Source organism: Paenibacillus sp. J22P90 (assembly GCF_059692195.1).
The window spans coordinates 812,700-833,937 of the sequence record NZ_JCAUAY010000002.1 but is presented as its reverse complement, the minus strand read 5'-3'; the positions used below and the strand labels follow the sequence as shown (position 1 = coordinate 833,937).

Annotated in this window: 20 protein-coding genes; 13 read left to right on the top strand and 7 right to left on the bottom strand. The window is 47.6% G+C overall.

Annotated elements, in window-relative coordinates:
* From AC58UX_RS08450 to AC58UX_RS08435, 4 genes are all read right to left on the bottom strand, one after another.
* Positions 1–1,128, bottom strand: a complete 1,128-nt coding sequence (locus AC58UX_RS08450) for a YheC/YheD family endospore coat-associated protein (protein ID WP_497251388.1) — start codon at positions 1,126–1,128, stop codon at positions 1–3.
* Complete coding sequence (locus tag AC58UX_RS08445) at positions 1,128–2,492, bottom strand: YheC/YheD family endospore coat-associated protein (RefSeq protein WP_497251386.1); 1,365 nt, start codon at positions 2,490–2,492, stop codon at positions 1,128–1,130. Before AC58UX_RS08445 ends, AC58UX_RS08450 begins: the two co-directional genes overlap by 1 nt.
* Positions 2,493–2,598: 106 nt before the next feature.
* Positions 2,599–3,675 (bottom strand): YheC/YheD family endospore coat-associated protein, encoded by a 1,077-nt coding sequence (locus tag AC58UX_RS08440; protein ID WP_497251384.1) that lies wholly within the window; start codon positions 3,673–3,675, stop codon positions 2,599–2,601.
* A gap of 44 nt (positions 3,676–3,719) precedes the next feature.
* Complete coding sequence (locus AC58UX_RS08435) at positions 3,720–5,120, bottom strand: YheC/YheD family endospore coat-associated protein (RefSeq protein WP_497252121.1); 1,401 nt, start codon at positions 5,118–5,120, stop codon at positions 3,720–3,722.
* A 384-nt stretch (positions 5,121–5,504) separates the two neighbouring features.
* On the opposite strand from AC58UX_RS08435, the gene AC58UX_RS08430 reads away from it, so the two are divergent.
* The 7 genes from AC58UX_RS08430 to AC58UX_RS08400 all read left to right on the top strand — a co-directional run bounded on the left by AC58UX_RS08430 (position 5,505) and on the right by AC58UX_RS08400 (position 11,709).
* Positions 5,505–5,807: a hypothetical protein gene (locus AC58UX_RS08430; RefSeq protein ID WP_497251382.1), complete on the top strand. Its 303-nt coding sequence runs from the start codon at positions 5,505–5,507 to the stop codon at positions 5,805–5,807.
* 30 nt (positions 5,808–5,837) lie between these two features.
* The gene (locus AC58UX_RS08425; protein WP_497251380.1) at positions 5,838–6,809 is read left to right on the top strand and encodes an FAD:protein FMN transferase; all 972 of its coding nucleotides are present in this window, start codon (positions 5,838–5,840) and stop codon (positions 6,807–6,809) included.
* The gene (locus AC58UX_RS08420) at positions 6,806–7,378 is read left to right on the top strand and encodes a ferric reductase-like transmembrane domain-containing protein (RefSeq protein WP_497251378.1); all 573 of its coding nucleotides are present in this window, start codon (positions 6,806–6,808) and stop codon (positions 7,376–7,378) included. The genes AC58UX_RS08425 and AC58UX_RS08420 overlap by 4 nt, the downstream gene beginning before the upstream one ends.
* Before the next feature lie 112 nt (positions 7,379–7,490).
* Entirely contained in the window at positions 7,491–8,546 is a 1,056-nt protein-coding gene (locus AC58UX_RS08415; protein ID WP_497251376.1) for an acyltransferase, read from the top strand.
* 546 nt (positions 8,547–9,092) lie between these two features.
* A complete protein-coding gene (nfsA, locus tag AC58UX_RS08410) occupies positions 9,093–9,821 on the top strand; it encodes an oxygen-insensitive NADPH nitroreductase (RefSeq protein ID WP_497251374.1) in 729 nt (242 codons plus the stop codon).
* 96 nt (positions 9,822–9,917) lie between these two features.
* Entirely contained in the window at positions 9,918–10,205 is a 288-nt protein-coding gene (locus AC58UX_RS08405) for a hypothetical protein (protein ID WP_497251372.1), read from the top strand.
* Positions 10,206–10,380: 175 nt separating this feature from the next.
* Positions 10,381–11,709 (top strand): DRTGG domain-containing protein, encoded by a 1,329-nt coding sequence (locus tag AC58UX_RS08400; RefSeq protein WP_497251370.1) that lies wholly within the window; start codon positions 10,381–10,383, stop codon positions 11,707–11,709.
* Here AC58UX_RS08400 and AC58UX_RS08395 read toward each other — a convergent pair.
* The 3 genes from AC58UX_RS08395 to AC58UX_RS08385 form a co-directional block, all read right to left on the bottom strand.
* The gene (locus AC58UX_RS08395; protein ID WP_497251368.1) at positions 11,706–11,999 is read right to left on the bottom strand and encodes a YtpI family protein; all 294 of its coding nucleotides are present in this window, start codon (positions 11,997–11,999) and stop codon (positions 11,706–11,708) included. The two genes, AC58UX_RS08400 and AC58UX_RS08395, sit on opposite strands and share 4 nt — an antisense overlap.
* Before the next feature lie 84 nt (positions 12,000–12,083).
* On the bottom strand, positions 12,084–12,575 hold the full coding sequence (locus AC58UX_RS08390) for a sporulation membrane protein YtrI (protein WP_497251366.1): 492 nt from the start codon (positions 12,573–12,575) through the stop codon (positions 12,084–12,086).
* Positions 12,572–12,904 (bottom strand): YtrH family sporulation protein, encoded by a 333-nt coding sequence (locus AC58UX_RS08385; RefSeq protein ID WP_497251364.1) that lies wholly within the window; start codon positions 12,902–12,904, stop codon positions 12,572–12,574. Before AC58UX_RS08385 ends, AC58UX_RS08390 begins: the two co-directional genes overlap by 4 nt.
* 125 nt (positions 12,905–13,029) lie before the next feature.
* Here AC58UX_RS08385 and AC58UX_RS08380 point away from each other — a divergent pair, with 125 nt between their 5' ends.
* The 6 genes from AC58UX_RS08380 (at position 13,030) to pyk (ending at position 21,220) form a co-directional block, all read left to right on the top strand.
* Positions 13,030–16,602 carry a DNA polymerase III subunit alpha gene (locus AC58UX_RS08380; protein WP_497251362.1) on the top strand — a complete coding sequence of 1,191 codons (3,573 nt, stop codon included), beginning with the start codon at positions 13,030–13,032 and terminating at the stop codon, positions 16,600–16,602.
* Positions 16,603–16,710: 108 nt separating this feature from the next.
* Positions 16,711–17,211 (top strand): phosphatidylglycerophosphatase A family protein, encoded by a 501-nt coding sequence (locus AC58UX_RS08375; RefSeq protein ID WP_497251360.1) that lies wholly within the window; start codon positions 16,711–16,713, stop codon positions 17,209–17,211.
* A gap of 170 nt (positions 17,212–17,381) precedes the next feature.
* Positions 17,382–17,570 carry a hypothetical protein gene (locus AC58UX_RS08370; protein WP_028554922.1) on the top strand — a complete coding sequence of 63 codons (189 nt, stop codon included), beginning with the start codon at positions 17,382–17,384 and terminating at the stop codon, positions 17,568–17,570.
* 66 nt (positions 17,571–17,636) lie between these two features.
* On the top strand, positions 17,637–18,503 hold the full coding sequence (gene accD / locus AC58UX_RS08365; protein ID WP_497251357.1) for an acetyl-CoA carboxylase, carboxyltransferase subunit beta: 867 nt from the start codon (positions 17,637–17,639) through the stop codon (positions 18,501–18,503).
* Positions 18,493–19,473, top strand: a complete 981-nt coding sequence (locus AC58UX_RS08360) for an acetyl-CoA carboxylase carboxyltransferase subunit alpha (protein ID WP_497251355.1) — start codon at positions 18,493–18,495, stop codon at positions 19,471–19,473. The genes accD and AC58UX_RS08360 overlap by 11 nt, the downstream gene beginning before the upstream one ends.
* A complete protein-coding gene (pyk, locus tag AC58UX_RS08355; protein ID WP_497251353.1) occupies positions 19,466–21,220 on the top strand; it encodes a pyruvate kinase in 1,755 nt (584 codons plus the stop codon). The genes AC58UX_RS08360 and pyk overlap by 8 nt, the downstream gene beginning before the upstream one ends.
* Positions 21,221–21,238: the final 18 nt, after the last annotated feature.

The window sequence follows — 21,238 nt, the reverse complement described above, 5'->3', positions numbered from 1 at the left end:
TCACCTTCTTCTCCGATTATTGATCAAATGCAGACTGTACTGAATGATCCGTTCGAGTGATTTTCTGCGAATGCGGGGTTCATCGAATTTCATCGGCTTCGAATTCGCTTCAAAAAACCAGATGTGACCTGATGTGTCAACCCCGATATCCATGGACATTTCGCCTAAGGGACTACCAGAGGATTTCTCAATTTGTGTTGCTAGTGTAATCGCCGCTGTTCGAACGCGACTTAGAATCGATTTGGCTTCTTTCACTCCAAACACATACGTGAGCAGCTTTCGTGGTTCGTCAATCGAACCGCCGCGTGGAACATGCGTTGTGATGCTTGCTTTGCCTGCTACACGAGCGCCGATGCCGGAAACGCTCCACTCGCCCTTCGCCGTTTTCTGGACTAATGCACGCAGATCGTAAGCACGTTCTTTAAATCTGGTTAGGGCTATACCCTGTTGAACGATGTAATCCTGGCCCCCGCGATGCCGATCCCATTCACGCCAGATGTCTTCCGAGGAATTATGAAAGGTATAAACCATTTTCTTGTCTTCTAGACGGCTCAGACGATACTGCGACTGATTCTGCTTGCCGGTCACGCGATCAATTCGCATAATCCCCATCCCGGCTTTACCTTTAACAGGTTTCAAGTACAGTACAGCATGTTTCTGTAATAACTGCGAGAGATCGGACTCTTCGTTCATTTGTTGGGTATCAGGCATGTAGGGCTTACTTTCCTTGGCACTATTTAACCAACTGAATAATGTCCATTTATTGAAAAAAGAAGGGTTGAATAAATGAATGCTCGTGCTTCGTTTACAGGCCTGAATCGTTTGCTGTACCTCAGGCTTCATTTCCATTTTGCGGTAAGGGATGCGATTGTAAACAACTTGAGGAGAGGGAACGAGTTCCCTGCTCCATCTATTAGCTCCTGGATGAAAGCGATAACCGTACATCTGAGAATTTGAAATACTAAAGTCTTTGGCAGTCACGACATAGACGTCGAGGCCAAAGCGTTCACCTGTTTTGATCAAATCCAGAAAGTTATCTAGGTTTCCACGAAATACACGTGCGCTGTCTTTCACCGTGAGGATAGCCATTGTAGGTCTAGGTGCTTTCTCATGAAGGGTAAAACCCATTAGTTCTCCCTCCTTGAGCGGAAGCGGCTCAAATACAGACAGTGCTCATAAACACTTTGAATAGTGGCAGTATCTCCCTCTTTTAACGAAGGGTGCTTAAATATCGACCGGCCTGGCTTCGCATTGGCTTCAAACATCCATACTTTTTCATTCTGATCAATCCCGATATCGAAGCCGAGCTCACCGAGCAAATGATCATAATTATTTTCGATCCCCTGTGCAAGCTTAATCGCTGTTTCTTTAGCGTTATCCAGAATTTGCTCTGCGCGACCGCCATAGACTAAACGTAGAACCTGCTCAGGCGTCATTAACTGACCACCATTCCGGATATGCGTAGTGACGCTGCCTTTCCCGGATTTCTTCGCTCCAATCGCTGCAACAACCCATTGATTGTTACCGTTTTTCGTCAAATGGAAGCGGAAGTCAATGGGGCAATTATCGATTTCGATAAGGCGAATCCCCTGTTGGGCAACGTAGCTAGCCAATCGACCGCGTCCAGTTCCAAGCATTTGCATTAAGCCTTCGAATTTCGCATAACGAATGAGAACGTTTTTATTCGCTTTGCGGTAACGTACGAAATATCCGCGCTTCGGATTATAAGTGACACGATAAATACCGATACCAAGGCTGCCCGCTGTTGGTTTCAAGTAAATAAATTTGTGTTTATCGAGCATTTCTTTAATCTGCTCGGCAGTGGGATTAATTCTGGATTCGGGAACGAAGCGGAAGGCTTCGTCGCCATCTAGCATTTTGTACACATCCCACTTATCAAAGAAGCTCCAGTTAAAGATCGGAACACCTCGTTGTACGAAGCGATTTTTAAATCCCTCCATACCTGCGGATTTCTCCGCTTTGCGGCTGGATAGCCGGTTGTAGATAACGTCCGGAAGCGGGAATGTTTTACGCATCCAACCTCCGCCTTCTTTCGGAACCAGGCCAGACACCGTCTCTTGAATCCAGTTCACACTCTTGGGACTGAAAGCAAAGCTGAACGAACGATGTGAACCTGTATTGATGACTTGGCGAATGAAGCCTGTTTTGGAACCGAAGGGCGAAGTACCGCTCTCTACATTCGTTAAAACGCCGATAAGTGGACCGATACGAAGCTCTCTATTGTTGGTATTTGAAACTAACACATTCCCAGTGCGAGGTATACGCAAGGAGGCCATTAAGGAAAGCGGGATGTACATATGCTGACCACTTTTTTTGATCAAACGGATCGGTAACGAAGTACCTTTACTCCCAACCTTTACAGTAATGGATTTGATTCCGGTTAACCGTAAAGCTTTGGCGAGATCACTCGTCAAGTAGACCGATCTATCTGTTCGTTGTACGGCGTGGAGCATACACGATGTCAAACTCATTAGGTTACCCTCCTAAACTTGTTGCCCTACGGGGCTTTCCGTGTCAAAACAGGCAGCTTAAAAGCTTCTGCCCCCAATGAGCACGTTCAAACAAAGCTTAGCTCGCTCAGCTCAGCTGTTTGTTCAACAAAAATCCAGCATAGTGGATCGGATTTGCAATTGATTTGTTACGTGCTCGTTCATTATGCAAACGGGCAAAAATCGTTCTGCCCGGCTTCGAATTCACTTCAAGAATCCACACGCGCCCGCTGGTATCGATCCCTAAATCAATGCCAAGCTCTGCAAGTCGACCATGATAGGACTCCAGTACAGACGGAATGCGCTGTGAGAGCATGTCAATCGTTTCTGTCAGGAGATTGGCTTTCATCTCACCGAATTCTCGGGTTAGGTATTCACTCACATCTTCGGCAGTGCCGCCGCCATGCAGATTGGAGGTGATGCTGCCAGGTTTACCAACACGAACAGCCATCCCCGTATGTTCCCAGTTTCCGCGACCATTTTTCTGCACAAGGGATCGTACATCATAGGCCATCCCATTCAGCGAGTGAAGATGTAAATATTGCTGCAGGAGATAGGGGCGCGAGCCTAACAAACTCCTCAGCCATTGCCAGCAGGAAGGCCAATCCTTGAACTCGCCTGTGACGGGGGAGTTGCGTCCATCTCTTCCTTGCACGTGATACATTGGTCCTTCTTTATGAATATGCAGCGCACCTCTGCCTTGACTGCCGCCTTGTGGTTTTAAGAAAGCATCTGCCCTTTGGCCAAACCAGTTTTCAAGTTGTTGTCTGCTGCGCAGCCGGCTCGTTTCTGGTAAGTAAGGATGCAGCAATGGATCCTTCTGCAAAATCTGCCCCACCTCCCACTTTCCACCTAGGCCGTAACCTAGGAAACGAATAGTGGGAATCGCACGCAGCTTGCTCACATGGTATTGATAAGTGAGATAACTTTGTTTGTTGCTGAAGAAACAGCGATCATAAATAAGAGAAGGAAGGGGGAACAGCTTGGTAAGCCATGTCTGCTGTATGCGATCGTACATATAGCCTCTAACCATGGATTGCATCCAGTCAATGCGATTCGGTGAGAAGACAAACACATCGATGCCCTCGTTCGCGCCATGATTTATAAGATTCTGGTAGAATTTAATATTGGCAAAAGGGAGTTCTCTACTTAGTTCAGTTACCATGATCCCTAACAAGGGTCGTTGTGTTCGCAATCGCATACGTCACCTCATAATTTCGCTAAAAAACGAGCGTATTTGACTAGCGTTTTAACGGATGGCCTGATTTTATTTTTACTATTCGGGTCGGTGTTCAGTGCTGTATTATCATCCTTAGAAGGCTTGGAATTGACTTCCAGCAGCCATACGCGAGCTGATCGATCAACGGCAAGATCAATCCCTAGTTCACCAAAGTGACTCGGAATTTGAGTTTCAATGCCTTTGGCAATGTCCAGTGAGGCTTTGCGCAGCTTCCGTATGACGGATGCACGCGTTGGTTGGGAGAAACCAGCCTTTGCTAGTGCTTCAGGAACGGTAGATAAGGTTCCACCGCGCGCAAGGTTCGAGACAAAGTGCTGAGAGCCTGCAATCCGGCCAACAATCGAAGTAATTTCCCATTGTCCTGTTTCGCCTCTTTGCACAAGTGCGCGGAAGTCAATGGGATTTCCCTCAGCGGTAATGAGATCAAGTCCTTGCTGAATTTGATAGCGCTGTGTTTTGAGTTTCCCGGAAACGGACTGGAATACGGCTAGGAGTGAAGGGAATGTTTGTCTGCGAACGCCGGCAAGGCTTGTTGAGTGGGCGGTGTACGATTCACCGAGACCCTCTTTACGAATACGAATAATGCCATTTCCGAGACTTCCAGTAATCGGTTTAAGGAAAAGAGCACTATGGCGAGCGGCCATAGATTTCAGCATTTGAAAGTTTTTGAAAAGATAAGATTCTGGCAAGTAGGTATGCAAGGAGCTATCTTTACGCAACGCCTCGAAAACTTCGGTTTTGTTCAAATATTTTTCATTAAATATTTCTGTGCCATATCGGGACTTCACGTCCTTCATAAACTGCTGCACATTGGGCATATTCTCGTACTTGCGCGAGGTGAGTCGATTGTAAATCACATTCGGAATAGGAAACGACTTTTTACTCCACGTACCACCCGAATACGAATAAGCAGCAATGGAGTGAGCGTTGGCACGCATTTCATTTGGAGGGAAGAAACATACGCTAGCCCCTACTTGATTGCAAGCATCAGTCAATTCTTTACAAAAAGTGGTAATAGGACCAAAAGGACGGCTGGCTGAACTCGTATTGACGCGGCTAATCATGACGCCAATTAATGGCCCGATCGACATTGTATTCGAAGTTGGCTTATAGTGGATGGTAAGCCGTGCCCCTTGATGTAGACCTATCTTGGTTGCAAGCGCAGGGTCGACACGGAGGCTATTCGGTACAGCAGCTGTGACCACTTTGACATCCTGCTGGTATGAGCCGAATCGCATGTTAATCATTTGATTGGATGGAACTTTCCATTTTCTTGCAATGGCTTCACTTAGAACAACGGTCCGATCATCCAAGTAAATGCTGGTGCTTTGTATGGATACGCCAACTTTCGTTCTGGTCAATGTGTACACTCCTTCCAGCATGTGAAAATCCCTAACGAGGCCTTTCAAGGATGATCGACCGCTATTCTACCCCGCAAAGTGACGATAGTCTTTGTTACAAAGTCCGTCCATGACTTCGTGGGGGCCCCAGGGAAGGTGAGACTTTGGTCTCCGACCAAAGATCCCTATAAAGGGTGGATTTTACAGTGGTATTACCGTATTAGCAAAGTAAACTACTCCATCATATGAGGACATATTTCCCTTTGTGCCTAGGCTTCCGAAGGAAAGCGCCCAATCTTCATATATAACTTCAGGGAGTTTTCAGCTTATTTTTAAGGTTTACTCAGGATTTTAGGTGGAGAACCGCGTATAATTAGCTTAGTTTCTTATTTAAAGAGATGGGATGGATTGGGTATGAAAGCATCCTCCAAATGGACAAAATGGCACATCGGACTCGTGAGCGCGATGATTGTGGTCTATTTATTTCAGGAAGTGAAAGAAAGTCCTGAATTCCTCAGGGCTGTTCGCGAAGCCTCAAATGCCAAGCTGAATTCGACAATCATAGCTACACAACCAAACCAACCACAGTTACAATCCAATAAGCCATCGCAAGGGCAAACCTCACTGCAGGGACAAACACCACTTCAAGGGCAAACCCCAACGCAAGGGCAAACACCATCACAAACAAAGCCGCACACCAGAAGTCACGCATCATAACAGCTTGCATGGACAGGAGGTGATGGCCGTATGCTTCAAGAGCTCACATTTCGGGCAATGAATTCGCACATGCAGGTGCTATTGGCTGAAGACACGCCGATAAGTCTTCTTGAAGTCCCCATCGTGGAAGGCTTTGAACTTGCTGAACAACGGTTTAGCCGATTTCGTTCCACTAGTGAATGCTCGTATCTGAATGCGCGAAGCGGGCAGACGAGTCTCGTTTCTGACAGCATGTTGGAGGTACTTGAGCTAGCTAGGCATTATAGGGAACAAACGGATGGCATTTTTGACATATGTGTTGGACAGGCGTTAGAGCAAGCAGGGTATGGACAATCATTTGAGAGATTAAAGGTAAAGGATAGGATCGTGGAGCTTGAGCAGCATTCTCCCCTTATTGGGACTGGTTTGGCGCTGCAAGTGGATCCTTGGATGAAATCCGTTCGTATCCCTGCAGCATGCCAGCTGGATTTCGGCGGGATTGTGAAAAGCTGGACAGCTCAACAAGTTGCACATAAATTGCTTTGGGATTGGCAAGTAGGCAGAGGGCTCATGAATGCGGGCGGCGATGTTGTAGTGTGGGGAGGAGCGTCGGAGAACGAGCCTTGGTGCATAGGCATTGCTAATCCGTTTGATCCCGATACGGCCAAAGAAGCTTCGCTTCAGCTTATAACGGGAGCTGTAGCAACCTCTAGTGTTTTGCGGAGGCGATGGCGAACGAGTGAAGGTGAGCGGCATCATCTGATTGATCCGCGTACGATGCGGCCAAGCACATCCGCTGTTGTGCAATGTACGGTCGTCGGCCCAGATCTGATTGCTTGCGAAGTTTGGGCAAAAACATTATGCATACTTGGGATCGAAGCAGGAGCTTCCCTTTTTCAGCGTAAAACACATGGTATGGAAGCTATTGTGTACACTGCCGCAGGTGATGTGTTTCATGTGCAGCCTCATCTTTGCAGCATGGAGCGTACTTGGACTGGTTTGGAAGGAGCAAGAAAACTATGATTCATTTTTTCGTTGAATTGCCGACCTGGATGCTCATCCGAACCTTTGGTTTGCTTTCGTACATCGTCTTGTTTATTGGGATGGCGCTCGGTATCCTATACAGCTATCCTCAGATTAAAGGGCCTACGAAGGGCCGATTGCTCCGCTGGCATACGTATGCCAATCTAACTGGAACCTGCTTCGCTCTCCTGCATACAGTTCTTCTTATTATAGATACTTTCATGCCTTTCGACTGGGCGGAGCTCCTCATCCCTTTTACAGCAAAGCATAATCCACTATTGAACGGGATTGGAACTCTCGCGATGTATGGGCTATTGCTAGTGATTTTGACCACAGATCTTAGAAATAAGTTGAAAAGAAAGCTCTGGCTAACCTTACATTTCTTATCGTATCCGATTTTTATATTATCCATGGTGCATGGACTATTGCTTGGCACAGATAGCAAATTGGGATGGGTTACGGCTATGTACATGGCGTCCGCGATTGTGATTGTTGGATTAACGATGATGAGGTTCCTGGTTTCTACTCGAAGACGGCAAGTTAGGGCAGGGCAGACAAAGCAAGGTTGAAGTCCCAATGCGGTGTTGGGGCTTTTTTCCATGTAAATGAATCTGTTGCGAATTATGTCGAAAATGTCTATAGTAAAAGGGTATTTATTATGAAATGAGGATCGTAACCGACATGGCAAAAGCAAAAATCACGGAGCTTGATATCGTCAGAGCCGTTTCCATTCTAGCTGTTTGTATGATTCATGTAACGGCAGACTGGACAGTGGATCCAGGGTTGAAAGGCAGCAGCACGCAGCTGTTTAGTTTATTTATGAACAAAATCAGTTATTTTGCTGTTCCTGTATTCATTTTTTTGAGCGGCATCGTCTTGTTCTATATTTATGCGGATAACTGGAGCGCTAAGCAGGCCGGTATCTTCTATTGGAAACGCGTGCGGCAAGTGCTTGTCCCTTATATCCTATGGTCCTTTTTCTACTATATATATAATCCATGGCTATGGACGCCTGGGCATCCCATAAAAGTAGATTTGAAAGTGTTTTTTGAACAGTTAAAATGGGCAGATTCGGGCTATCATTTGTATTTTATGATCATCATCGTGCAGTTCTACCTGTTGTTTCCGCTGCTAGTTTGGGCTGTAAGAAAAGCGGCATGGTTCCGCAAAACGCTGGCACTTTGGGGACTAGCCATTCAAGCTGGTGTCTACATCTACAGTCACTGGTTCGGTGTCATCCATCATAAGCCTGAACTATGTATTACGTATTTCGGCTATTTCCTTGTCGGCGGTGCCATCGGGATGAATTATGCGAACTTCCGAGCATGGCTGGATCGCAACAAAGGGTGGGTCATTCCATCCTCAATCGCGAGTGGTTTAGTGTACACAGGGCTTTATTTATTAGCATCTCGAGGCTATTCCTTTGAAAATACGTGGTATGAAATCGCTTGGCTGCTGTACAGTCTAGGCATCGGTGTAAGCATGATTTGGCTGGCGAAAGAGCTCTTGCTAAGATGGAAAAGAATTGGCAAATTCTTCGTGTCCCTTGGAATGATGTCCTTCGGCGTTTACTTAATGCACCCAGCTTTGCTGTCATTATGGAAGCTTAAGGTCCACATGCCGGGTACGATTCTATTATTTAACCTCTACAACGGTATCGTGTTTGTACTGATTGTGGCGATCCCTTGGATATTGACGTTGTTGTATCGTAAGGGTAGGAAAGTGTTGTTGAAGTAGGTTGGCGGGACCCGTGAGTCATAGATGCGAGAACTTATGAACTCACTTAAAACTAGATTGCACAAGCTAACCTAAAAACTAAATTACACCCAACTATCATGAAAACTGAAATCTACAGCTACCATGAAAACTGTAACATACCAGCTACCGAGAATTGAAATATACCCAACTAGCATAAATCACACTCAACTCCCCCAAAAATGCAAAAAGGCATCTTTTGGGGGAGTTTTTTTGTGGTGATAGGGAAGAAGTGCAAATAGGCACTTATTTTAGGATGTTTTTCAGAATAAGCGGGTTTTCATGGGAAAAGGTTGTATTATCGCACTAATTTGCTGGTTTTGAGGCTGAAATGTGGAAAAAAGATGCTCATTTGCATTTTTGATTTGATTTCTCGGCACTGGTACCATTCCCCACTGTGCATCCATTCCCGCCACCGTATCACTACCAGCCCTAGTTCCCGACGTACTCCATAATGACGTACATTTGAAAATCACCATACTTTCAGGGATACTGAAAGAAATTAGATAAAGGATGTGGATCTAGAGAATGAATGCCATCATTGATCTACTACAAAATCATCGCTCCATTCGCAAATTTACGAACGAGCCCGTAAGTATCGAGCAACGCGAGGCCATCCTAAAGTCTGCGCAAGCCGCCTCGACCTCGAGCAATATGCAAGCGTACAGCGTGATCCACGTGTCCGACGCTGACATGAAGACCCAGCTAGCCGAGCTAGCTGGCAACCAAGCCTACGTCAGCGAGTGTCCGCTGTTCCTCGTGTGGTGCGCAGACCTGCACCGCTACGCGGCGGCGGCCCACCAACATGTGGACACGCCAATCACCGGCAATGCTGAGAATCTCATCATTGCCACCGTCGAAGCTGCATTAGCTGCGCAAAATGCAGCCATCGCCGCCGAGTCACTCGGCTTCGGCGTCTGCTATATCGGCGGGCTGCGCAATAAGCCCGCTGAAGTATCCGAGCTGCTGGGCCTGCCCCAGCTCGTGTACCCGATCTTCGGCATGTGCATCGGCATGCCGGATCAAGAGCCGCTGCATCGCCCGCGGCTCCCCCTCACAGCCGTATACCACGAGAATCGGTATACGCATGACACACAAGCCGTCGAGTCGTACGACGAGACGATCCGCGACTACATGAACGTGCGGACCGGCGGCAAAGTCGACACGACCTGGTCCAAAGAAATGGCTGCGAAAGCGCAGCGTCCAAGAAAACATATGAAAGCCTTCCTGAACAGCCAAGGTTTTGAAGTGGAATAAGACGACTCACTAGCCCATACGTTCATATATCAAGTACTTGTCTCATACAATGGAAATAGGTAGAGATCGGTAGAGGTTATTTTGAGCGAAGGGTGTGTGGTTCGAGTGAAGGGCTTCAAAAATGTCGTGTACATGAGCTTAGCGGTCGGCATGTTATTTTATTCCATACCGCAATTAAATTTCCGTGAGGTAGGATCGTTGCCGATGGTGTTTAGCGTTATCTGGCTGGTGATGGCATTGCTCATCATTGCCGCGCATTTGCACCAAATCCTCGGTGTCGATGAAGAGAAACGCAAGCAACAGCTCCGCATCAATCGGATGAAAAAATGGCAAATGGAGCAGCTTGTCCAAGGCAGACGGAAGCTTTTGCAATTCCGCAAATAAGCCAACTATGGCAAAACTTTGACATCGAACATGTGTTTGGTATAATGATTATGGAGCATCCAATCCTATAGGGTTGGATGCTTTTGCTTCTCCCCAGCCTCATTGTTCTTAAACGCTAGAACGATTATACTAGTAGTACAGACTAATACAGGATCTAGTAAATGAGGTGTAACAGTTGGATACACATTCGGTCGATACTTTAACGAAGCATGAGCAGATTTTGCGGCACATTGAAGATTTGAAGCTGGGCAGTCGAATTTCCGTGCGCAAAATCGCCAAAAATATGGAAGTCAGCGAAGGCACAGCCTATCGCGCGATTAAAGAGGCGGAGAATCAGGGACTCGTTTCGACCAAAGAGAGGATCGGAACCGTTCGTGTGGAGAAGAAGCTGCGTCAGAATATTGATAAGCTGACCTTTGCCGAGGTTGTAAATATGGTGGATGGTCAGGTGCTGGGCGGGGCGAAGGGGCTTCATAAGACGCTGCACAAGTTCGTCATCGGCGCGATGGAGCAAGATGCGATGATGCGCTACATTGAAGCGGGCAGCCTACTTATTGTTGGTAACCGCAACAAAGCGCACTTGTGTGCCTTAGAGCAAGGCGCTGGCGTCTTAATTACCGGCGGATTTAACACGAGCCCCGAGGTCAAAGTGCTGGCGGATGAACTGGAGCTGCCGATTATTTCAAGCAGCTATGATACGTTTACCGTCGCATCCATGATTAACCGAGCGATTTACGATCGTTTGATCAAAAAGAAAATCATGCTCGTGGAAGATATACTCGCCTCTGGCGCAGCGCTCTTCGCACTGAAGGCGAACAGCACCTTGAAGGATTGGCAGCGGATGTCCGAAGATACGGGCTACAGCCGCTTTCCCGTCGTCGATGAATGGAATCGAATTATCGGTGTCGTGACGTCCAAAGATATGGTCGGCGCGAGCACACAGCAAACCGTAGATAAATTAATGACGAAGAATCCTTTAACTGTCTCACCCCAAACGTCAGTCGCTTCGGCGGCTCATATGATGGTGTGGGAAGGGATTGAGCTTTTGCCCGTCGTGGATACGAATCGAAAAATCGTCGGCGTGCTGAACCGCAGCGATATCCTGAAGGCGATGCAATCCATTCAGAAGCAGCCGCAGAACGGTGAAACGTTTGAGGACTTGATTTGGTCGGGGATGGAAGAAGCGAGAGATGAGAAGGGGAAGCTGCGCTTTCACGGTGTAATCACACCGCAGATGACGAATCATTTAGGTACTGTTTCCGAAGGGGTGCTTACGACGCTCATGACCCAAGCGGCTTACCGCATTGTGCAGGAGCATAAGAAGGGTGATCTCGTGATGGATAATATGTCGACCTATTTTCTAAAGCCGCTGCAAATTGATTCGAAAATAGAAATACGACCCACCATCATTGAGGTGAGCCGTAAATTTGGCAAAATCGATGTAGAGATATATCATGCGGGAGCCTTGGTTTCAAAGGCAATGCTAACCGCTCAAGTCATCTAGCGCAGCTGGCGATCGAAGTGCCCGTGATTGCGGATGCCGACGAAAACATTGAAAACACCAATCAACACAAGCACTGTGCCGAAGATGCGGCGGAAGCTGGATTCGCTGAAGAAGAAGATCTGCGTGACAGCAATAAGAACGAGCATCAATCCCATGAAAATATTCATGCGGGCCGTATACAAGCCTCGTTTAGCGGCATCTGGCTCGCGACGTGAGCGAATGCTGTAGAACAAGGTAAGCCCGAGCAGGAGGCAAATAAGAATAAATAACGTCAATTGTATGGCGTGCATAGCGACAATCCGTCCCTTACCGTTGAATTTACCCTTAACTTTAGCGATTTTGGGAAGGGATTGCAATATGAGCCGCCAATAGCGTTATGTTTTTTTCTCCTGCGCCGTAATCCAAATGGTTAATTCAGTTTGAATGAGCACGATGGATTTGACTTCGATGACATATTTTTTATCATGTAAAAAATATGTTCTTTGCGTAATCAGACGCTCGTAGAGAGGCTGGGAATCTCGCACAAAGGTTGCTTTTTGACCGATGACGAGGTTGAGTTCAGCTTTGACATCGCCTTCGATTTCCTTTTGAATATCCTCGCTGATCAGATCATCTTGATTCCTGGGAACCAGATGGACATTGATGACATTCACTAAGGTTTGATTGTTCTTCGTCTTCTGTAAGCTGGCGATATCGAGTTTAAGATCGTCTTTTTCCTGTAAAACTTTATGCAATTGCACATACAACTCATTATACGTATGTTGATGAATGCTCATATAGATGGCGCTCCCAATGATCGCTCCCGACAGCAATAATCCGAAGCTCGCAAGCAGTTGTTGATATCGGGCAAAAGGAGGGACTCTCAAGTCTGATGGCCCCCCTTGCAGATCATTTGAATAAGAGCCGTGCCGAATTGTGCTCCAGTGAAAGCAACGACAATATAAATAATTTGTTTGATTGCTGGATTGAGATGACCAATGGCCACATGGCTTTCAATATAACGGATTGGATCAATGGTACCGCCTACCGCTGCGACCATGGCCCAAATCTTAATGTTTTCAGAGATGGTCAGCATTTTCTCTGTGGGAGATTGCAACGTTAATACGGCTGCGATGCCGCTTAACATACTGCCTCCGAATACAACCCCAAATGCAATGCAGAAATACATGATAATACTTGCCCAAAAGCCAGCCATGTACCAATCGCTTCCTTTCTACTGAGTTGCGAGGACAAACTCTCTCTACTACTGTATGGGACTGGCTGGCTCCAATATGATAAAATGTAAGGAATAAATCACGAAAAGAAGGGGGGAACCCACGGATGAGTTCGTTTGTACATCTGCATGTGCATAGTGAATACAGTTTATTAGACGGTGCGGCACGGATGGAGGAGCTTGTTGCACAAGCGGCTAATCTGGGCATGACCTCTTTGGCTTTAACAGATCATGGTGTCATGTATGGGGCGATCGCTTTCTACAAAGCCTGCAAACAGCGAGGCATCAAACCGATTATCGGTTGTGAGGTCTACTTCACTGCGGGTTCCATTCGTGATAAAGGGACGCGCCAGGAGCAGCCAATTTATCATCTTATTTTGCTTGCCAAAAATTTCAAAGGCTATCAAAACCTAATGAAGCTCACGTCGATTGCACATCTACAGGGCTTTCACTATAAACCGCGTATTGATTTAGAACATTTGGCCCTGCACTCGGAGGGTCTGATTTGCTTGAGCTCATGCTTAGGCAGCGAGGTTTCCCAACATTTGCTTCATAATCGGTATGACGAGGCTCGTCAAGCGGCCGAGCGTTATCGCAGCATTTTCGGAGACGATTATTTCCTGGAAATTCAAGATCACGGCATGATCGAGCAGAAAAAAGTGATGGTTTCCATGATTGAATTGAGCAAAGAAACCGGTATCCCTTTGATCGCGACGAATGATGTGCATTATGTCACAGAGCCGGATCATGTGATGCAGGATATTCTTATTTGTATAGGTACTGGCAAAACGGTAGAGGACACGGATCGGCTCAAGATGGGTACGAGTCAGATGTATTTGAAAAGCGAAGAAGAAATGCGTCGCTTATTCGTCCATGTGCCAGAAGCGATGACGAATACGGCTGTAGTGGCTTCGCGTTGTGACCTCGAACTGACGTTCGGTAAGTCGATTTTGCCGAGCTTTAGGCCAATTCCTCCCCAATTAACCGCTGCTGCCTATTTGCAGGATCTGTGCAGGCAAGGATTGGAACAACGGTATGGCAATAAACCAGAGTGGCACGATCCAAGCCATCCCTTGAGGAAGCAGGCGGAAGATCGCCTCGCTTATGAACTCGGTGTCATTGAAAATATGGGCTTCTCCGACTATTTCTTGATCGTGTGGGATTTTATTCGTTTCGCGCATGAGAAATCGATCATGACTGGGCCTGGGCGGGGATCCTCTGCTGGAAGCTTAGTTGCTTATGTGCTGCGTATTACGAATGTCGATCCGCTGCAATATAAGCTGCTCTTCGAGCGGTTCTTGAACCCGGAACGGATCACCATGCCGGATATCGATATCGATTTTAGCGATGAGCGACGGGATGAAGTCATTGATTATGTCGTTGCCAAATATGGGCATGAACACGTTGCGCAAATTATTACATTCGGAACGATGGCGGCGAAGGCTGCGGTTCGGGATGTTGGTCGTGTTCTTAACGTACCTTATGGGGATGTGGATCGGGCAGCAAAAGCGATTCCCAATCAGCTGGGGATGACGTTGAAGGAAGCTCTTCAAGTTAGCTCGGATTTGAAAGGGATGGTAGCTAGACAGCCTAAGACCGCGGAACTATTGGAGATGGCGATGCGTGTTGAAGGGATGCCGCGACATGCTTCTACGCATGCTGCTGGTGTTGTCATTTCCCGCGAGCCTCTGACGCACTATGTACCTCTGCAGGAAGGCACGACGCAGACGGCGCTCACGCAGTATACCATGGAGCATTTAGAAGCGATTGGACTGCTTAAAATGGATTTCTTAGGCCTCAGGACCCTTTCCATTATTGAGCGTACGGTGGATTGGCTCAGTCAGCTGGAAGAGGTTCACATTAATTTCGACCTCCTCAATATGGATTCGGATGATGTCACCTACGAGATGCTCAGCAGAGGGGAAACAACAGGCGTATTCCAATTGGAGTCAACAGGCTGTCGCAAGGTGCTAAAGGACTTGAAACCGTCTGAATTTGAAGATATTATTTCCGTCTTAGCCTTGTACCGTCCAGGTCCGATGGAATTTATACCAAAATATATTGCCGGTAAGCATGGTCAGGTGGAGGTCGTTTATCCGCATCCTACGTTGGAACCGATTCTACGTGACACTTATGGGATTATCGTTTATCAAGAACAAATTATGCAGATTGCGTCCTCTATGGCTGGTTTTAGTTTGGGGGAAGCGGATTTATTGCGTAGAGCTGTTTCTAAAAAGAAGCGGGAAGTACTCGACGAAGAACGGACGCATTTCGTCGCGGGCAGCTTGCGACAAGGATTTGGGGCCGATGAGGCGAATCATGTGTACGATATGATCGTGCGTTTTGCCGATTACGGCTTCCCGCGCGCGCATGCGACGGCGTACGGGGTACTGGCATTCCAAACAGCGTACCTGAAGGCGCATTATCCGATCTATTTCATGGCTTCGATGTTAACCGCCGTTATGGGGAATCATCGCAAGGTGGCTGAGTACGTAGACGAGTGTCGACGTGTGAAGCTCGCTGTTCTGCCTCCCGATGTGAATGGCAGCGGAACGGTGTTTACGCCGGATTCGAGCGCCGGAGCGATCCGATTCGGCTTGGCCGCGATTAAGAATGTCGGCACACAAGCCATCGATGCCATTCTAAGCGAGAGAAAGAAAGCTCCTTTTGAGAGCCTGCTTGATTTTTGCCGCAGGGTCGATCTCCGCGTATGTAATAAACGCGTGGTGGAATCGCTCATCCAAGGAGGCGCGTTCGATTCGCTCGGCGGTCACCGCGCTCAACATCTCGCGATCCTCGATGAAACGATCGCTTCCGCTACGAAATGGCGCAAAGAAAGGGATGATCTGCAGCTGCACCTTTTCGGCTTCGTTGAAGAGCCGAATTGGGAAGTTGAGGTGCCGAACATCCCTCCGATGCCGCCATCCAAGCAGCTAGAGCTGGAGAAAGAGCTGCTCGGCATGTATATCTCCGGCCATCCGCTGGACGCTTACGCGGAGCAGCTCGCAGAGCTCGATGCCGTTATGCTGCATCAGCTAACTGAACTGCCAGACCATAGCGATGTCCTAGTAGCAGGGATGATCCTCTCGAACAAGACGATCGTAACCAAAAAAGGCGATCCCATGGCATTCATGGAGCTGGAGGATCGCATTGATAAGGTCGAGGTGGTCTTGTTCCCCGAGACCTGGAAGAAGTCGGCTCCGCTCGTGCAGAAGGGCAGGCTCGTCCTCATCCGCGCGAAGCTGCAGCTGCAGGACGAGGACCCGCCCAAGCTGCTCGCGGAGCAGCTGGCCGCGCTGGACGACCCGGAGGCCGTCCAGCGGCTTCGCAGGCAGCCTGCGGCACAGCGACGATCCCCTGACGACGTCAGGGATCGTGCGCCGCGCACGGCTGCCCCGCAGAGCGTCGCGCGCAGTGCCGCTCCTGCACCGCAGCCCGCTGCTGAGGCGAAGCCGCAGCGCGTGTTCGTCAAGATCACGGCTGACTGTGAGCAGCCGGATAAGCTCTTGCAGCTGAAGGCGCTGCTTAAGCTGCATAAGGGCCAGCTCGCAGTTGCGCTTTTCTATGAAAGCAGCAACAAACTGTTGGCCTTGAGCGACCAGTATCGGGTCGATCCATCCAAGGATTTGATGCGCATGATCGAAACGATCATGGGGAAAGATTCGGTCCGAGTGAAATAGAAAATCTCAATCGTTTGTTTCTCTTGTGGTAAACATAACTTCCTCCGCATATGAATAGGAACCCGGCTTTCTTTTCATATCAGCATCCCATTGCTAGGAGGAGGATTTATGACCGAACAACACATGATTCAGCTGCTCCAGAAACGCGGCGTGTCCGTGGATCAAGTCTCAGAAATTGTATACAAGCTGCAGAAGCCGTATAATGATCAACTCACGCTTGAAGAATGTGTCGATAGTGTGATGGCCGTGCTTTCAAAGCGCGAAGTGCAATATACCCTCTATACGGGGATCGCGCTGGATGAATTAGCGGAGAAGAAGCTGCTGCCAGAGCCGCTGCAATCTATTCTTGAGGTCGATGAACCGCTATACGGTGTAGACGAGACCCTGGCACTGGGCATTGTACATGTTTACGGCATGATTGGGTTAACCAGCTTTGGCTATTTAGATAAGGAAAAAATAGGAATTATTCGCGCGTTGAACGATGACCGCAGCGCTGTACATGTTTTTCTAGATGATTTAGTCTGTGGATTAGCCGCAGCAGCATCAGCCAGAATCGCTCACCAGAATGAGCATGCGCCTGATTATAGCTCTAAACAACGTCTGGACTAAGCCTTAATAGTTCAGGCTTTACTTTTTTCATAGATGTGCTCTGTTGCGGGCAAAAGTGGAATTATGCTATCATTATTGCATTGTGTGTTCCTATGCGTATAAAGGATGTTATTATCGTCATAGCTTAGTTGCCTTAGTGGTTGTAGTTGCACGTCATAGGAGGTTTATTCATGTGGACGGTGATCTATATAGCTCCTACTGCGAAAATTGCAGAGCGTATTAAACAGAGGCTGACGGAAGAAGGTTTTCTCGTACAAGTACGGGGCATCTCTTTATCCAAAAATCAATTTGAAATTGTTGTTCCCGAAGGGGAGTTGGAAGAAGTACAAGAAGTGCTCAATTCTATTTTACATAGATAGTAAAAGTAGAACTAAGAATCGTGGCTTGTCAAGGAATATAGGTCATAGCCAAGTAGAGGTGGAAATGTGCTAAAGGATTTATTTCAAAAGCGAAAATATGCAACGATTCCTTCCGAGAGAACGAAAAGAGAGATTCCTGAGGGTTTAATGAATAAATGTCCCAAGTGTGGCACGATTCAGACAAGCAAAGAGCTTGAGAAGAACCTGAAAGTGTGTACGGCTTGCGGCTATCATTATCGATTAAGCGCATCCGAACGGATCCAACTTACGCTCGATGAAGGTCAATTTGTTGAATTTGATACGGACATGATCTCAGAGGATCCCCTGCAGTTCCCTGATTACGTCGAGAAATTGGACAAAGCTAAGAACGCAACGAAGCTTCAGGATGCGATTCTTACGGGTCAAGGAACGATTGGCGGATATCCGGTTATCGTTGCTGCGATGAGCTTTGATTTTATGGGAGGCTCGCTAGGTTCCGTTGTCGGAGAGAAAATGACGAGAGCCGTCGAAATTGCGATTGAGAAAAAGCTTCCGATTCTCATTTACTCCACATCTGGTGGCGCACGTATGCAAGAAAGTATTCTCAGCCTTATGCAAATGGCCAAAACTAGCGCAGCATTGTCCAAGCTTAGCGAAGAAGGCGGATTATTCATATCGATTATTACGGATCCGACTTTTGGCGGAGTTTCGGCGAGCTTTGCGATGCTTGGCGATATTATTATTGCAGAACCGGCTGCTTCGTTTGGTTTTACGGGACGCCGTGTTATCGAGCAAACCATTAAGCAGAAGCTGCCTGATAATTTCCAAACATCTGAATTCAATCTCGAGCATGGTCAGCTCGACAAGGTCGTCTGCCGCAAGGATATGAGACCGACGTTAATTAAGCTGCTCGACATGCACGGAACGAAGGAGGAGCCGACTTATGGCGGGTGAAATGCCGTTTGAACAGCCACTGGCGGAACTAAAAAGTAAAATTGCCGAACTGCGTAAATTTGGGGCAGAGAAGCAAATCGACTTTTCAGAGGAAATTCGCCGACTAGAAGAAAGATATGCTCAGCTTGAAGATGAGCTCTATACGACGATGACGTCTGCGGAGAAAATGCAGTTGGCTCGCCATCCGCAAAGACCGACGACGATTGACTATATCAATACGATTTTCACGGATTTCATCGAATTCCATGGTGATCGCTTATATGGCGATGACCTTGCTATTGTTGGTGGATTAGCGAAGCTGAACGGGGTTCCCGTCACGGTTGTTGGTCATCAAAAAGGGAAAGACACGAAGGATAATATTGCTCGCAATTTCGGATGTCCGCATCCGGAAGGGTTTCGTAAAGCGCTGCGCTTGATGCGTCAAGCGAATAAGTTCAAACGTCCTATCGTAACCTTTATCGATACGAAGGGAGCATTCCCTGGGAATGCTGCGGAAGAGCGCGGTCAAGGAGAAGCGATTGCCAGAAATCTGCTGGAAATGGCCTCTTTTCGTGTGCCGATCATTTGTATCGTCATCGGAGAAGGCGGCAGTGGCGGTGCCTTGGCATTAGGTTTAGGCAATAAGGTGTTAATGTTGGAGAATGCGATCTATTCGGTTATTAGCCCGGAAGGCGCGGCTTCGATTCTTTATAAAGATGCTTCTAAAGCATTAGCCGCAGCAGAAGCAATGAAAATTACGGCCGATCATATCCTTGAACTTGGTGTCATTGATGGGATCATACCTGAGCCCAAGGGTGGCGCTCACCGGGATTTGGCCACACAAGCCGAACACATTAAATCAGCGATCTGGGAACAGCTTCAGCAACTGCTAAGTTTGAACGAACAGGAGCTGCTCGATGACCGTTATCGGAGATTCAGAGATATTGGTCGGTTCACATTCACTCAGGAGGGTAACAGTAACCATGCGTAAAACGAAAATTGTCTGTACCATAGGACCAGCAAGCGAATCACAAGAGAATTTGAAAAAACTTCTAGTAGCGGGCATGAACGTAGCTCGTCTTAACTTCTCCCACGGAGATTTTGAGGAGCACGGTGCACGTATCCGCAACCTTCGCGCTGCATCCGCTGAGACAGGCAAAGTAGCTGCTATTTTGCTAGACACCAAAGGTCCAGAAATCCGTACAGGTAAGCTAAAAGAAGAGCCAATTGAGCTTGTTCAGGACAAGCACATCATTTTGACGACAGAAGAAATTCTTGGGGATGCAGACCGCATCTCTGTGACATATTCGGATCTGCCGCGTGACGTTGAAGTTGGATCCACAATTCTAATCGATGACGGTTTGATCGGTCTTACGGTTGTTGATATTCGTGGAACAGAGATCGAATGCCGCATCGTAAACGGCGGAACGATCAAAAGTAAAAAAGGCGTTAACGTACCAGGTGTGAAAATCTCCTTGCCAGGTATCACAGAAAAAGATGCGAATGATATCGTGTTCGGTATCGAACAAGGTGTAGATTTCATCGCAGCTTCTTTCGTGCGTAAAGCTAGCGACGTCATGGAAATCCGTGAATTGTTGGAGCGCCACAATGCTTCGCACATTCAAATCATTAGTAAAATCGAAAACCAAGAAGGCGTTGACAACCTCGACGAAATTCTTGAAGTTTCCGACGGTCTGATGGTTGCTCGTGGAGATCTCGGTGTTGAGATTCCAGCTGAGGACGTTCCAGTTGTTCAAAAGCAAATGATCAAAAAATGTAACATCGTAGGTAAACCGGTTATTACCGCTACGATGATGTTGGATTCCATGCAGCGTAACCCGCGTCCTACACGTGCGGAAGCAAGTGACGTAGCGAATGCGGTATTCGACGGTACGGATGCTGTGATGTTGTCCGGCGAAACAGCAGCTGGAAAATACCCAGTTGAGTCCGTTGAAACGATGGCTCGTATTGCTGAGCGCGCAGAAGCGGCTTTGGAATATAAAGAAATTTTCCTTCGTCAAGCGCAAGCACAACAAGTTACGGTGACAGAAGCGATCTCCCAAGCGGTAGCAAACTCCGCATTGGAGCTAGGCGCGAAAGCGATCCTGACAGCAACAGAAAGTGGCTACACAGCGCGTATGGTTTCCAAATACCGTCCGAAGTCCCCGATCATTGCGGTTACACCGAGTGAGCAAGTGATTCGCCGTTTATCCCTTGTATGGGGTGTTATCCCTGTACTAGGAACACAAGCGAAAACAACAGATGAGCTATTCAACCTTGCGGTAGACAGCTCCATCAAAACAGGCATCGTTTCCCTGGGCGACATCGTTGTTATCACAGCAGGCGTGCCAGTTGGCCGCTCTGGAACAACGAACTTGATTAAAGTTCATCACGTTGGTGAAATGATTGCCAAAGGAACAGGCATCGGTATGCAAACAGCAACGGGTACTGTTGTAACAGCTCGTACACCAGAAGAAGCGAATGCGAAAATGGTTGACGGTGCAGTACTTGTTACAGTTTCAACGGACAAAGAGTACATGCCGGCTGTTCAAAGAGCTTCTGCTTTGATTACCGAAGTAGGCGGCATTACGTCTCACGCGGCAGTCGTTGCACTTAGCCTTGGAATTCCAGTTATCGTAGGCGTGGAAAACGCAGTTGAATTAATTAAAGACGGCACAGAAGTTTCGATTTACCCAGAAGTAGGCGTTATCTACTCAGGTCAAGCGAGCGTTCTGTAAGTGATATCAGAGAGTGGA

Excerpts from the sequence above, each read along its gene's own strand:
- AC58UX_RS08430 (WP_497251382.1), top strand. The coding sequence starts at position 5,505 with ATGAAAGCATCCTCCAAATGGACAAAATGGCACATCGGACTCGTGAGC.
- AC58UX_RS08415 (WP_497251376.1), top strand. The coding sequence starts at position 7,491 with ATGGCAAAAGCAAAAATCACGGAGCTTGATATCGTCAGAGCCGTTTCC.
- pyk (WP_497251353.1), top strand. The coding sequence starts at position 19,466 with ATGCGTAAAACGAAAATTGTCTGTACCATAGGACCAGCAAGCGAATCA.
- AC58UX_RS08370 (WP_028554922.1), top strand. The coding sequence starts at position 17,382 with ATGTGGACGGTGATCTATATAGCTCCTACTGCGAAAATTGCAGAGCGT.
- AC58UX_RS08375 (WP_497251360.1), top strand. The coding sequence starts at position 16,711 with ATGACCGAACAACACATGATTCAGCTGCTCCAGAAACGCGGCGTGTCC.
- AC58UX_RS08425 (WP_497251380.1), top strand. The coding sequence starts at position 5,838 with ATGCTTCAAGAGCTCACATTTCGGGCAATGAATTCGCACATGCAGGTG.
- nfsA (WP_497251374.1), top strand. The coding sequence starts at position 9,093 with ATGAATGCCATCATTGATCTACTACAAAATCATCGCTCCATTCGCAAA.
- AC58UX_RS08380 (WP_497251362.1), top strand. The coding sequence starts at position 13,030 with ATGAGTTCGTTTGTACATCTGCATGTGCATAGTGAATACAGTTTATTA.
- AC58UX_RS08385 (WP_497251364.1), bottom strand. The coding sequence starts at position 12,904 with ATGGCTGGCTTTTGGGCAAGTATTATCATGTATTTCTGCATTGCATTT.
- AC58UX_RS08395 (WP_497251368.1), bottom strand. The coding sequence starts at position 11,999 with ATGCACGCCATACAATTGACGTTATTTATTCTTATTTGCCTCCTGCTC.
- AC58UX_RS08445 (WP_497251386.1), bottom strand. The coding sequence starts at position 2,492 with ATGAGTTTGACATCGTGTATGCTCCACGCCGTACAACGAACAGATAGA.
- AC58UX_RS08440 (WP_497251384.1), bottom strand. The coding sequence starts at position 3,675 with ATGGTAACTGAACTAAGTAGAGAACTCCCTTTTGCCAATATTAAATTC.
- AC58UX_RS08360 (WP_497251355.1), top strand. The coding sequence starts at position 18,493 with ATGGCGGGTGAAATGCCGTTTGAACAGCCACTGGCGGAACTAAAAAGT.
- AC58UX_RS08420 (WP_497251378.1), top strand. The coding sequence starts at position 6,806 with ATGATTCATTTTTTCGTTGAATTGCCGACCTGGATGCTCATCCGAACC.
- AC58UX_RS08450 (WP_497251388.1), bottom strand. The coding sequence starts at position 1,128 with ATGGGTTTTACCCTTCATGAGAAAGCACCTAGACCTACAATGGCTATC.